This window comes from Pedobacter sp. PLR (assembly GCF_026239675.1).
Taxonomy (GTDB): Bacteria; Bacteroidota; Bacteroidia; order Sphingobacteriales; family Sphingobacteriaceae; genus Pedobacter.
In genome coordinates this window covers 171988-185787 of the sequence record NZ_JAPIVQ010000005.1, presented here as the reverse complement: position 1 = coordinate 185787, position 13800 = coordinate 171988, and the positions used below count along the sequence as shown (strand labels likewise).

General features: G+C 38.0%; 15 protein-coding genes. 4 read left to right on the top strand and 11 right to left on the bottom strand.

Annotated elements, in window-relative coordinates:
- Nucleotides 1-103: 103 nt before the first annotated feature.
- From OQX61_RS13945 to OQX61_RS13905, 9 genes are all read right to left on the bottom strand, one after another.
- Complete coding sequence (locus tag OQX61_RS13945; RefSeq protein ID WP_265842359.1) at nt 104-226, bottom strand: hypothetical protein; 123 nt, start codon at nt 224-226, stop codon at nt 104-106.
- 373 nt (nt 227-599) lie between these two features.
- Nucleotides 600-1274 (bottom strand): type 1 glutamine amidotransferase domain-containing protein, encoded by a 675-nt coding sequence (locus OQX61_RS13940; RefSeq protein WP_265842358.1) that lies wholly within the window; start codon nt 1272-1274, stop codon nt 600-602.
- Nucleotides 1275-1540: 266 nt separating this feature from the next.
- Nucleotides 1541-2029: a hypothetical protein gene (locus OQX61_RS13935; protein ID WP_265842356.1), complete on the bottom strand. Its 489-nt coding sequence runs from the start codon at nt 2027-2029 to the stop codon at nt 1541-1543.
- On the bottom strand, nt 2017-2271 hold the full coding sequence (locus tag OQX61_RS13930) for a hypothetical protein (protein WP_265842355.1): 255 nt from the start codon (nt 2269-2271) through the stop codon (nt 2017-2019). The genes OQX61_RS13935 and OQX61_RS13930 overlap by 13 nt, the downstream gene beginning before the upstream one ends.
- A 355-nt stretch (nt 2272-2626) precedes the next feature.
- Nucleotides 2627-3334, bottom strand: a complete 708-nt coding sequence (locus tag OQX61_RS13925; protein WP_265842354.1) for a Crp/Fnr family transcriptional regulator — start codon at nt 3332-3334, stop codon at nt 2627-2629.
- 80 nt (nt 3335-3414) lie between these two features.
- Nucleotides 3415-4680, bottom strand: coding sequence for an NADP-dependent isocitrate dehydrogenase (locus OQX61_RS13920; protein ID WP_347343839.1), 1266 nt, complete (start codon nt 4678-4680; stop codon nt 3415-3417).
- 36 nt (nt 4681-4716) lie between these two features.
- Nucleotides 4717-4968, bottom strand: a complete 252-nt coding sequence (locus OQX61_RS13915; protein WP_265842352.1) for a hypothetical protein — start codon at nt 4966-4968, stop codon at nt 4717-4719.
- 25 nt (nt 4969-4993) lie between these two features.
- On the bottom strand, nt 4994-5614 hold the full coding sequence (locus OQX61_RS13910) for a class I SAM-dependent methyltransferase (protein ID WP_265842351.1): 621 nt from the start codon (nt 5612-5614) through the stop codon (nt 4994-4996).
- 341 nt (nt 5615-5955) lie between these two features.
- Nucleotides 5956-6693, bottom strand: a complete 738-nt coding sequence (locus tag OQX61_RS13905; RefSeq protein WP_265842350.1) for a YoaK family protein — start codon at nt 6691-6693, stop codon at nt 5956-5958.
- Between the two features lie 625 nt (nt 6694-7318).
- Here OQX61_RS13905 and OQX61_RS13900 point away from each other — a divergent pair.
- The 4 genes from OQX61_RS13900 to OQX61_RS13885 are packed head-to-tail and all read left to right on the top strand — an operon-like array spanning nt 7319 to nt 11152.
- Nucleotides 7319-8557: an aminotransferase class I/II-fold pyridoxal phosphate-dependent enzyme gene (locus tag OQX61_RS13900; protein WP_265842349.1), complete on the top strand. Its 1239-nt coding sequence runs from the start codon at nt 7319-7321 to the stop codon at nt 8555-8557.
- A gap of 32 nt (nt 8558-8589) precedes the next feature.
- Nucleotides 8590-10143, top strand: a complete 1554-nt coding sequence (gene pckA / locus OQX61_RS13895) for a phosphoenolpyruvate carboxykinase (ATP) (RefSeq protein WP_265842348.1) — start codon at nt 8590-8592, stop codon at nt 10141-10143.
- A 27-nt stretch (nt 10144-10170) separates the two neighbouring features.
- Nucleotides 10171-10569: a glycine cleavage system protein GcvH gene (gene gcvH / locus OQX61_RS13890; protein WP_265842347.1), complete on the top strand. Its 399-nt coding sequence runs from the start codon at nt 10171-10173 to the stop codon at nt 10567-10569.
- Nucleotides 10559-11152 (top strand): class I SAM-dependent methyltransferase, encoded by a 594-nt coding sequence (locus OQX61_RS13885; RefSeq protein ID WP_265842346.1) that lies wholly within the window; start codon nt 10559-10561, stop codon nt 11150-11152. The genes gcvH and OQX61_RS13885 overlap by 11 nt, the downstream gene beginning before the upstream one ends.
- 355 nt (nt 11153-11507) lie before the next feature.
- Here OQX61_RS13885 and OQX61_RS13880 read toward each other — a convergent pair whose 3' ends face one another.
- Both OQX61_RS13880 and OQX61_RS13875 read right to left on the bottom strand, forming a co-directional pair.
- Nucleotides 11508-12371, bottom strand: coding sequence for a universal stress protein (locus OQX61_RS13880; protein ID WP_265842345.1), 864 nt, complete (start codon nt 12369-12371; stop codon nt 11508-11510).
- A gap of 526 nt (nt 12372-12897) precedes the next feature.
- Complete coding sequence (locus tag OQX61_RS13875; RefSeq protein ID WP_265842344.1) at nt 12898-13779, bottom strand: AraC family transcriptional regulator; 882 nt, start codon at nt 13777-13779, stop codon at nt 12898-12900.
- Nucleotides 13780-13800: the final 21 nt, after the last annotated feature.

The following is a 13800-nucleotide window of genomic DNA, read 5'->3' as shown; positions in this document are numbered from 1 at the left end:
TTTAATAAAAAAAACCAAATGCCCCCCTTCCCGATCTTGTAAACTCTTAACCCCATTTACCTATTGTGGCAAATGGGGTTTAAATTATGATCGAACAACCAGGTTATTTCGTAGACATGGCTTGTGCTGCTTCAGCAATAACTGCGGCTACTTTCTGCGGCTGTGAGATATAAACGGCATTACTACCTTTAACTTCAGTAACTGTGGTATTAGAACGTTTGTACATAGCATGCTGGATTTCCGGATTGATGGCGGCAATATATACTAAGCCTGCAACTTTCGGATTTGAAAAATGTCCATCTTAGATAACACCCCCTTTTACGCTAACAGATGATAAATAATTAACCTGGATTTAATAATAAGCCTTTAGCTTTGCTGCATAAATATTTGGTTAGTATTTATAAAGTTTAGGTTAGTTGATAAAAAAGCCGTGATGGATGTCAGGGCTTTTTTTGTTTTAAACTCAGCAAAGATTTTCAGCTTTATCCCGGTACTACACCAAAAAAGTTCCATGAAAAACTAAAGGAAGAACTTTTTTGTGTGAGCAAGCCCGTTAAGCATTATTAAGTTAAACTTAGATCAGACTAAGACCGTAAATATCATTTAGGAAGCAAGGCCAAAAGTGCTTGTCCAACAGCACGGGCCGACTGCGGATTTTGTCCGGTAATCAGTCTTTGATCAGTTATCACATGTTCTTTCCATGGCTCCGATTTTTCGTAAATACCACCACGTTCAATCAGTTTATCTTCTAATAAAAACGGAACCACTTTATCCAGCTTAACCGCAACTTCTTCCTCATTGGTAAAACCGTTCACTTTCTTTCCCTCAATAAGATATTTACCATTATCTAATTTGATGTTGACAATACCGGCCGGGCCATGGCAAACAGCCGCAACAACCCCCTTATTTTCATATATTTTAGTCGCAATAGCTGAGATTTCCGCATTATCAGGGAGATCCCATACCGCACCATGTCCACCGGCATAATAAATCGCCAGATAGTCTTCAGGTTTTACATCAGCAGGTTTCTGACTGTTGTTGATTTTATCCTGATAATATTTATCTTCCCAAAACTCCTTGTTTTCTGCATCACTAAGGTCGAAACCATCTACCGGAGGCTTGCCTCCCTTTGGACTCACAAAATCAATTTCATAGCCTGCTTCTTTCAATACTTTCCAGGCATGGCTTACTTCTGCCAGGTAATAACCGGTAGGCTCACCTGTACTTCCTTTTTTATCGTGGCTCGTCACCACAAACAAGATCTTCTTTTTCATTGTATTTGATTTTTTTGATTGTGCCATTGCGACCGTTGATAAAAAGATACCCAAACCGGCCAGGATCATCATTAGTGATTTGTTTACATTCATTAACATAACAGTTCTGTATTTTATTTGTTGAAATCTAACTAAACAAAATTGAGATAAATGATCCCTCGGGCTGTGCTGTAATACAGATGCACTACGAGACCTATCCATAAGAAATGTAATCAGATAGTGTTTTTTTATCCACCGTCTTTTTTCCACCAGCTCCGCTTTATAGGTTAGATGTTGTCGGTCATGAATAATGTCCGTTGATAGAAGTTATTAATTAATCTGGTGATATCGGATCTTAAATTTGCCAGGCAATCTTCTTCACTTCGCCTAATCATATTTTGATACTTACCAGAAAGCTGTCTGATCATCAACTGGTCATGCCATTTACCTATAGCTTCCTCCACCTGTTCCAAATAACCAGTATTCAAATGCATATTGAGTATATCGCAAAACGGCTTATAATTATACAAGAGGCCCTTAATCTGCTTACGGATTACATGTAGCCGTCCATCTGAAATTACTCCGTTTAAGGACCTGGATATCCGTTGGAGTTGATCCTGGTAGAAGCGCTGGATTGGACCTCGTTTGACAGGCTTTATTTTTCTAATGATTTCAAGGCGTGCTTTTTTAATTGTTTTCCAACGCCCATCTACTAAAGATCGGAACTTTTTAAGCGATTTATACGACGACAATTGTCCCTGGATTAACTCACGCATGATATACCGATACGCAACTGTCCTGCCTTTTTAAATACTTTGTTGACGGGCCTGAAGAGTTTGGCCAATTTTGAATGATGATTCACCTGATCCAACAGCAGCAAAAAAGCTATTATTCTTTTAACATGTATCCGAAACTGGTGCAAGTCGTCCTGTTCTTCTTTTTTTAAGAAAGATTGAAGATGCGATTCCATCACCTTCCATTCCCTTTTAAGATACTTCAATCCCGACTTCTTTTTCATACTTCTAATGAAATTAATTCATCTGGTACGATTAAGCAATATATGTTTGCTTTCTATATGTCACTCAGCACCATCAAGTAACAAATTTAATCATTTTACTTCCCTTTACTTTTGGAAAAATCAGGATTTTCAGACATCCAAAAATCATATTCCAATTGAGGTAAGTAATATTCCACATTCCCCCCCCTTCTATGATTAGTAACCCACCGGTACTAACATAAAACCACAAAGCAACAATACTTAACGCTTTAAGTTACTCATTAAAATACTTAACAAAGAAGATCACAATTGGATGATAAGAATAGAAATCCACAAACGATTTTTCACCTAAGAATCGAAACTGTAATGGGGGTAATTATTTGTAGTTGGAGCGGGCAATGAGCTTTTCAATATCTTTGACCCGAATCTTCCTACCTTCGGTTTCAATGATTTCTTCTGTTTTAAACTCCTTTAACAACCTAATTACATTTTCCTTTGCGATACCGGCAATATTAGCCAGATCAGTCCTGGAAATATCAATGATTATTTCTTTGCCTTCTTCAGTCTCAATTTTAAACTTTTCACGCATTACGATCAGCGCAATTGCCAGTCTTTCGACTGCACTACGCTGCGCGAAGACAGAAATATTATTAGCAAGAACTGAGTATTCATGACTCAAAGCTTTCAATAAGCGATTTGCAAATATCGGAGAGGTATTTAAAACCGTTAAAAAGTCATCCTTAGGGATAAAACTGATCATACTATCTTCCATTGCAGCAGCAAAGTCAGGATACCGTTCTTCAGATAAAACAGCATGATAACCAATCAGCTCCCCTTTATTGGCAACATAAATAATCTGCTCTTTTCCGCCAGGATCAACCTTATATTTTTTAACCTTCCCCTGATGAATAAAAAATATTCCATAGGGTACTACACCCTCTCTAAAAATAATTTCTCCTTTTTGATATCTCTGCTCTCCCTGACGACCAATCAAAAAGCTATACTCTTCGGCTGAAAGGATAGACACAATAGATTGAGTCGTAAAACTCCATTTATCAATCGGAAAAATTCCTGATAAGCTCATACGACAAAGATACAACATAATAAACCTGATACATACATATCATTTGTACCAGTGATTTCCAATCAGCCTGTCACATGCAGTTAATAGATCCATTCATTCCGGTAGTCAACCAATAGAGTAGAAAACTTATTTCTAAGATTTCCATCTAATACGGATAAAAACTCCACCGTGTGTAGGTAATCTTTTCCGTGTTCTACTTTTGCCCCATGAATACAGACTGCCAGATCCCTGGTCATCTTACCCGACTTAACTGTCTCTACACAAACCTCTTCCAACATAGCACAAAACTGTATCAGTTCCTGATTGTCGTCCAACTTGCCCCGAAACGCTAATCCCCTGGTCCAGGCAAAAATAGAGGCAATAGGATTTGTTGATGTGGGTTTCCCTAGCTGATGTTCACGGTAATGCCGGGTAACGGTACCATGGGCCGCTTCAGCCTCCATCGTTTTTCCATCTGGAGTAATCAGCACGGAGGTCATCAGGCCTAATGAACCAAACCCCTGAGCTACAGTATCAGACTGTACATCACCATCATAATTTTTACAAGCCCAAACAAAATTACCATTCCACTTTAAAGCAGAGGCAACCATATCATCAATCAGACGATGTTCATAGGTAATACCCGCCGCAGAAAACATATCCTGAAATTCATTTTCATAAATTTCCTGAAAAATATCCTTAAACCTGCCGTCGTATTTTTTCAATATAGTATTCTTTGTAGAAAGGTAAAGGGGCCATTTTTTTGTCAGGGACTGATTAAAACAAGCCCTTGCAAAGCCATATATACTTTCATCGGTATTGTACATGGCCATTGCAATTCCATCTCCCTGATAATTGAATACCTCATGGGACTCTTCCGCACTTCCATCATCCGGTTTAAATGTAATTGTCAATTTTCCGCTGCCCCTGGTTAAAAAATCAGTAGCACGGTACTGGTCTCCAAATGCATGGCGTCCAATACAAATCGGGTTGGTCCAGTTTGAAACTAGTCTGGGGATATTTTCGATAACAATAGGTTCGCGGAATACCGTTCCATCAAGTATGTTCCTAATCGTTCCATTAGGTGATTTCCACATCTGTTTAAGCTTAAACTCTTTCACACGATCCTCATCCGGCGTTATTGTGGCGCACTTGATCCCTACCCCATAGCTCTTAATTGCTTCAGCCGCATCAATGGTTACCTGGTCTGATGTTACATTACGGTGTTCAATACTAAGATCAAAATACCTGATGTCCAATTCCAGATAAGGCAGAATCAGTTTTTCCTTAATAAATTTCCAGATTACACGTGTCATTTCATCTCCATCAAGCTCAACGATGGGGTTTACAACTTTTATTTTTTTAATTTCCATATCATTTATCATTTACAACTCGTGAAGACCCTATTCCGGAAACACAACATAATTATGCAGATACACAAGCGCGTATCTATAGCAACTAAACTGGGTGCTGCTTAAAACTAATGGAGATAAATCCTCTATTTTCCTTTCCAGTACATTCACGTATTCAACAACAGGATGACTTTTATTTGCAAGCTGGCCTACAGCATCAGTAATAATCGTCTCCACTTGTGGGTAATTTTGCGCTTCAGCAAGTTGTTTTAAAACTGAGGAGGCATAATTTTCTAAAGTCATTTTGATATTGTTTTATTAAACAGTTCTATTTTTTAATCCACATTCTCAAAGGTTTATTGAGATCTTGTTTCACCAGTTCATATCCTAAAGGAATATGATGTACATATCCATGGTAAGTAACCAGCCTTGTTCCGCTGGCCTTATTTTCCAGGGCTTTGCATAAATAATTGGAATAATAGGCATACAAGCCCGGCGAGTAGTCAATAGACTCATCTATACGTGCAACGTCGATTAAATTTTCAGCAAATGCATTGTAAAAGTAAATGCTATCATAGTATTCGAGATTCCATTCTGTAAAATTACCATGTAGAAATCGAACATTACGGAGCTCACTTCTTCGTTGCGCTTCAACAGCCATATCAAACAGATCTTTTCTCTGTTCCACACCATGAAACTCTGAATCAGGGAAAGCATGTGCGGCGGCAATACAAAACTTACCGATGCCACTCCCAATATCCAGGATTTTAGATCCGGGAACCGGAGCTAAAAATGAAGCCGCTTTTTTGGCTATAGCCAGTGGGGTCCAATGGACTTTTGATATTTTCCTTATCCGTTCTGGAAAAAAGTTATCGAATATTGAATCATCAACGTAATAGTTCAAAGGCAACAAGCTGTAATCCATAAGATTGTACTGATCAGTATCCATTATGATTAGGACAGAATAGGGTGAAAAATGAATGATTTTTTAAAAACAGGGGGGGGTTACAGGAGGATTATCAATCCAAGAAAAATTCCAATTATCATGACCAGGTACATTAAAAGCTCTGTACTTGCGAAACTTTTATACTTCGCCCAAAATGAATCTTCATTTGAAGGTATTTCCTTTTCACTCATAATCCTGTAATTAAACATGGAGTCTAATTATTTCCATGATGTAAAATTAGCCTTATAAAGTGCTTATTTTACAGAAAGATATCAGTGGCTACACTGATAAAAATCATCTTTTATGATATATTAAACGAGGACGTTTGGGAAATACTCAGGCGCTCAGTGGCCCTTCATCGCATTTGCCGTTTTTTGGTAGTATCGTTTTGCCTTAATTCTAAAAATATCGTAGAATAATGCATAAATCAAAATGCTTATAGGTGCAAAAAAAGACTTAAATCCGAAGTGATGAAAAAGATATGCACCAACAACTGCACCCGTCATAAAAAAGAATATAATGACCAATCGAAGCTTTATTTTAACGATTAGAGCAGGATGGTCATGTTTACTTTTATTAAACAACTGTGCTAACTCTATACCAAGATCAGTAAACGTACCGGTCAGGTGCGTAGTTCTTACCACTGAGCCAGAAATCATAGATACCAAAGAATTCTGTAAGCCCATTGCAAAAAGCAGACTGCCAGCAAAGATCTCTTTAGCAACTAAAGTTCCATCATATCGATGACCATATACCGCAGAAAAAAGAAGGATAATAATTTCAATAAAAATAGCAATGAAGTAAGAAAAACGTTGGTTATGCCCGGTCAATGAGAGAATTAAGCTTGAAATGAAAGCACCAGCTAAAAAAAGGAACATCCACAAGGCAACAACCTGAGCAGTATGCCAATCTGCAAGGGCAATTTTTTCAGCCAATAAAGCGGCATGTCCGGTAACATTCGTCGTCAATACTGCAAAGCCCAGAAATCCCTCTGCGTTAACGAATCCTGCGGTTAGTCCCAGTAAAGTTGCTAATTTAAGGTTATGTTGAGGCGTACGTTTTGCCCCCAGGTGTCTTAACATGGCTGTTATTTATTGCATTTTCTATGACAGCTTTGCTCAAATTACACAAACTGAAAATAATCTTATTAGCTTGCTATGTAAAGAATGGCAACTGTCTAGAGTGAGCCAATGTAGGGATAATCAAGTTATTTCATGCACCTATCAGAAAGAAGGCCATCAAAAAAGATCAGGAGACCTTCCGTCTTCGTCAAGGGAAACCGAAAAAGAGTCCGGTTATAGTATAAACTGATAAATATCACCTGCATCCATGATTTCTTACTGTAAAACACTTTGATCTAACCAATAGATTTGCATGTGATTAAATTCTATTCCTTTATTGACCTATTTCAGGACAATCATCCTTAAAAAGTCAACACCTATTATCCAGGACATAAACAACAGGCTTTTGTGTTATAGACAAGGATCTATACCTACTGGTTTAAGCTTTAATAGCCCTAACCATCATCACAAAATCCAGAGACCGCGAAATGAGCATAATTAAAAATAGCTATCAACATCAAAGAATCAAACCGGTCTTCAAAAGAAGACCTATTCGATTCACAAAAATACTTCTATAAATCCGGGAACACCCGGACAAGTATCAGTCAAACAACTGATGAATAGCAATCCATACAAAATTGAAATAATGAATTTATTAGAAAAGAACTTATTAAAACCCGGCCCTTTAGGAGAACACGCACATTACGCACATGGATATTTCGCCTACCCAAAACTGGAAGGTGAGCTAGGGAACCAAATGTTTTTTAACGGCAAACAGAAACTCGTATGGAGTCTGAATAATTACCTTGGTTTGGCAAATTGTACTGAAGTAAGGAAAGCGGATGAAGAAGGTGCAAAACAATACGGACTTGCCTATCCAATGGGTGCAAGAATGATGACTGGTAATACCATACTCCATGAAATGTTGGAAGAAAAACTTTCCTCTTTTGTGAAAAAGGAGGATACATTTTTACTTAACTATGGTTATCAGGGTATGCTATCCATAATTGATAGTCTACTTGACCGTCATGATGTCGTTGTTTATGATTCTGAATCACATGCTTGCATCATAGATGGTTTAAGGTTGCATATTGGTAAACGTTTTGTTTACAAACACAATGACATTCAAGATTTTGAAAAACAACTCATCCGGGCTAAAAAACTAACTGATCAAAACAATGGTGGAATACTTGTCATCACCGAAGGTGTCTTTGGTATGCGTGGAGATACCGGGAAATTAAAAGAAATCAGCGCCTTTAAAAAACAGTATGATTTTACTTTCCTTGTTGATGATGCTCATGGTATTGGTGTAATGGGTGCAACTGGAGCCGGAACCGGTGAAGCTCAGGGTGTTCAGAATGAGATTGATCTTTATTTTGCCACTTTTGCGAAATCATTCGCTGCCATTGGCGCCTTTGTTTCTGGAAAAAAGGAAATTATACAGTATTTAAAATACAATATGCGCTCTCAAATTTATGCCAAAGCGCTACCGATGCCATTAGTATACGGCCTACATCAACGGCTTAGTTTGATTAAAGAAAAACCAGAACTCAGAACTCAATTGTGGGAGATCACTCAACAACTACAAAATGGACTTAAACAAGCAGGACTGGAAATTGGCAATACACAATCTCCTGTAACACCAGTTTACTTAGCTGGTTCTATTGACCAGGCAACAGCTTTGGTGAGAGACCTTAGGGAAACCCATGATATATTTTGTTCGTTAGTGGTCTACCCGGTAGTTCCAAAAGGAATGATCATTCTAAGATTAATTCCAACAGCCAATCATACCAAAGAAGAAGTTGGACGGACTGTGGAAGTATTTAGGCAAATTAAACTTAATCTAGCTGCTGGAAAATACGATAATCAACTTCAACTCTCTTAATCAGGCACTCATTTAAAAAAATCAATCATTTTATGATGACCAGGGAAAAACGTTCATTAACGTATTTAGGCATTCATGGGGATAGCGCTATTCATTGGAATACTTCTACATTTGACTTAATTATCAACTCGATTCGTGATCATCAATGTGAACTCACATCTACAGGTGCCTTAGCCTGCAATACAGGTAAGTTTACCGGACGTTCACCAAAGGACAAGTATATCGTAGCAGATGGCCTGACTGAAAACAACATCTGGTGGGGAGAAGTTAACCATAAGCTTTCTGAGCAATCCTTTGAACGTCTTTATAAGAAAGTGACGCTTTATTTATCAAACCGTGATATTTATGTTAAGGATGTATTTGCATGTGCAGCTAAAGACTACAGACTTAAAATAAGGGTGGTAACAGAACATGCCTGGCAAAGCCTTTTTGCTTACAATCTTTTCTTAAGACCGAATACTTATGAACTATCAGAATTCAGCGAGGATTGGGTAATATTATCTGCCCCTGGTTTTATGGCTTCCCCAAAAGAGGACGACATCCGGTCTGAAAATTTCACGGTGATCAATTTCAAGAAAAAAATCATTCTCATTGGTGGAACTGCCTATACTGGTGAGATCAAAAAAGCGGTATTTACAGTGTTAAACTACATTTTACCACAGGAAAGAAATGTACTACCCATGCATTGTAGTGCAAACATTGGTAAACGGGGGGATACCGCTATTTTCTTTGGACTATCCGGTACAGGAAAAACAACACTTTCGGCAGACCCGGACAGGAAGTTAATTGGCGATGATGAGCATGGATGGGATGCCAATTCTGTTTTTAATTTAGAAGGAGGATGTTATGCAAAGTGTGTCGATTTAAGTCATGAAAAAGAACCACAGATCTTTAATGCCATTAAGTTTGGTACTTTATTAGAGAACGTTTGCTTTTATCCAAACCATCAGGTCGTAAACTATACGGACACCTCTATTACCGAAAATACAAGAGGAGCCTACCCTATTGATTCCATAGAGAATATAGTTGAGCCCTCTGTCGGAAAACCACCTGAAAACATATTTCTTCTGACCGCAGATGCTTTTGGTGTGCTACCCCCGATTTCAAAGTTAAATGTGCGACAGGCCATGTACCATTTCATTTCTGGATATACTTCAAAAGTTGCGGTAACTGAAGTTGGAATTAAGGAACCTCAGATTACTTTTTCCGCTTGTTTTGGAAAACCATTTTTACCACTACACCCGGTCAGATACGCTTCAATGTTGGGTGAAAAGCTTAAAAGTACAGCCATCAAAGTATGGTTGATTAATACAGGCTGGACTGGTGGCAGTTATGGAACTGGTGAACGCATTAAACTGGAATATACCAGAGCCATGGTTACTGCTGTCTTAAATGGTCAGTTAGACCATGTCGATTTTCAAAAACACAAGCTATTTGAGGTAGAAATCCCTGTAAGCTGTCCTGGAGTTCCTACAGAACTATTAAACCCGGTAAATACCTGGGCTGATAAAAACGAATATGAAATAACAGCTAAAAATTTAGCTGGGGAATTCGCCAAAAACTTTAAAAAGTACAAAGAACAATAAGCATAACTAATTAACAACAAATACACTATGGAATACCCAGGCAACTTGTTTTACACTAAAGACCACGAATGGATTAGTTTCGATGACCAATATGCCTTAATTGGCATTACAGATTTTGCTCAAAATGAACTTGGTGACATTGTTTATGTAGAAATATCCACTTTAAATTCGACCATTCTCAAAGAGGGTATTTTTGGCACAGTTGAAGCCGTTAAAACGGTTTCGGATTTATTTATGCCTGTTACCGGTAAAATTGTTGCTGTGAATCAGGATATTGAAAATAAACCTGAGTTAGTAAATTTAGACCCGTATAGTACCTGGCTGATTAAGGTTTTCGTAAGCACAGCCATTGAAAAGGAATCCTTGTTAACAGCTGAAGCATATAAAAGTCTAATTGGAGCCAACACAGCATTAAATGCACACTGAGTCTCTTAATGTAGTGTATTTTGATAAAGACACCAGCTTCGATTATTTATATCCCAGGCGCATTCAAAACCTGTCAGAAATGCATTGGACTCCGCTGGAAATAGCTAAAAAATCAAGTGAGTATCTATCCGGACCAAACTCGAAAGTACTGGATATTGGAAGTGGAGTAGGTAAATTTTGTATTGTGGCAGGTTTCTTTGAACCGGAAACTTTGTTTTATGGAGTTGAGCAACGTAATGATTTATTTAATTTAGCCGAATCGGTAAAAAACACTCTGGTCCTACCGAATGTAAAATTCATCCACAATAATATTACAGCGCTGGATTTTGACTTATTTGATTCCTTTTATTTTTTCAATTCCTTTTATGAAAACATAAAGCCAGATCTGGGCATTGACACAAAAATTGAAGCAAATGCCGAATTATATAGCTACTATACAAACTATGTCTATCAGCAGTTAGATCAAAGGCCATCCGGCACCCGCTTAGTTACCTACCATGGCTCAATAAAACAAATACCCTCCAGTTATAAGCTTATTGACAATACCCACCACTATGCACTAAAGATGTGGATGAGAGAATAGGATTGATCAATTGTAAATACTAAAACACAAAACTGACACCTATCATCTAAAACACTGATAGCCATCAAGCTTTTACCAACTTATTAGCAGAACCTTTGTGTATACACAACCTAAAATTATGACTACGACAATAGAAGAGAATGCGTTGAGCGCAAAATTACAGGAACTATACCTGATCACAAAACAATAGTCTTCCGCACAAATAAATCCTATGAAAACCAATGACTCTTTACCAATCACAGGTTGTTGCGGTTAACAATGGGATTGTGACTCTAATGGCAGATCATTGTCTCTGCCGGCAATGAACTCCGACAGAGACAATGAAATAAAAAGATTTTTCTAACTGAATTAAGGACTATGATTGATTACCATCAGGTAGAACAAGTAGCGGAACGGTGATTTTTGTTGCCATATTTTGCGTTCGACTACCTCTTAAAATAACATCCATAAGATCGTGCGGGCGATGTACCATAACCAATAAACCAATATTTTCTTCTTCACAAAACAAATTCAGGCCGGTTTGGATATCTTCATTTTCCACAGATTTATAAAAAATATTTGGATAATTCGCTTTATGGATTATGCCCATAAGCAGTTCGTCTGCTATAAGTTGTTGATCTGCACTTTGAGAAAGTGCAACATGTACATGGGTTACAAAAATATCCGAACCAAACACAAGTGCCAGCGATATTAGATTATAAAGGTCCTCAACATCTTGCTCTGGATATTCAAAATTTGTAGCGAAAGCGATTCTCCCGAAATCAAGGAGAGGTGTATGAGGAGGAATCAGAAGCAATGGACAGGTTGTTGCATTAACCATATTTCTACAATTATTGTCCAGCAAAGAATGAGCAATTCCTTTTCGGTGGATACCCATTACCACCATGTCCACGTGGCAACTATTCATTACATTCTCCACCACATCAGCAAGTCTTCCTGTTTGATTCATGGTGCTAATCTGTGGGTGAAAACCTGGCGAGTGATCAGTATGTTCAAAATGTTTCTTTAATTTTTTGAGCTCCTCATCACTATCATCAATAACGCCATCATATCCACTTAGTGGCCAGTCTATATCGCCAACTTCAGAAAGCTGGGCAGGAATGGTAACGGCATTGCATAGAATGACATTGGCATTCAATGCTTTTGCAAGGTTATAGCCGTATTCAGCCGCATGGTTTCCATCGGTTGAAAAATCGGTTAATAAAAGTACTGTCTTCATAATTCCTGGAATATGGATTGTGGATTTGTTATTAGCAAATCTGCTTAATAATGTGTCTGAAAGAGATGATATATATCATCAATGGAACTGACACTCATCACTTAGTAATTTCTTTGTGGCCATCCCTCATCCTGCGCAGTTCTGTTTCGCACATAAAGCAAAGACCCTTCTGAACACATTTCAGAAGGGTCTTCTATATTTTTATTTTGTGATATTTTGTACTCTTACTTTCCGAAATAACCAAGGTTTATGGAAAATATACATGCGGAATTGAATATGGTTTTCTCAGGTACCATTCATCGAATCAGACTGACCTCCTCCTGCTACCTGTGGCATGCTGGCCCAATTCTCCGGGCAGCTTTTGGCTATACTGATTTCTAAGCGCTTATTCATTAACATGAATTTAAACTAATATTTTAGAATTTTCGCTATGATCATCAATATAGGAAAAATGCATTCCTCTAAACTTTATAATGGTTTATCTACTATAAACACCCTCTTATCAAAGAAGTTCCTGAAGCAGAATTTATTCTGAGATCAGCCGATCTGAAGGAGTTTCTGAAGGATTTGTGCTGGAAGCCTTAAGCCGATAATCGGACGGACTTAAACCATACTCTTTTTTGAAGCGCTTATAAAAGTGGCTTTCATCGGCATAGCCAAATGATCTGCAAATTTGGGAAATCGTATCGGCGGTTTGAATTAACAAATGGGCGGTTGACCTTAATCTCTCGCGACCGATATACCCTTTAATAGAAATACCCATTTCTTGCTTAAAGTAAATGCTCAACTGGTGTAGTGGCATTCTGAAGGTTTCAGCCAGCCCGGGAAGGCTTAACATTTGTGGATCTTTTAAATTTTTGTGGATATGCTTTAATATTTTATCTATCGACTTCCCTCCACTCCTTTTGGAATTTTTATTTTCCCCGAAAGACAGATTACGTTCAATGACAGAAATGAGAGTCAGCAATTGAAAATAAAACAAGTTCTCATTCTTTTCAGGATGTTCGTTCATCTCCAACATTAGGAAAACTACCTTTTTGGCAAGTGCGAGGTCATCATTTTCCAGTCGCACTTTTAAATTTAGTGGAGACTGTGCCTTAGAAAATGAAACGACCACATTACTATTTTTATCTATCAATCCCCTTAGTACACTTTTCCCCGCCTCGGTAAATCGGATGCTGATCACCTCTACCTCAGAGACAGCCGAAACATGGTATCGCTTCATGCGTCTGACAAAAAAGATATCGCCATTTTCAAAGCTGACTTCCTGCCCCTCCTTCCTTAATTTCCCTGTCCCCGAACAAATATAAAGGAACTCATAAAAGTCATTGACGATATCCTGCGATGTCCCTGCATTGATCATCACCTTCTGCACATTTACTGCCCTGAACTGCTTTAAAGACCCCATGAAATAAAGGTATAAATATCA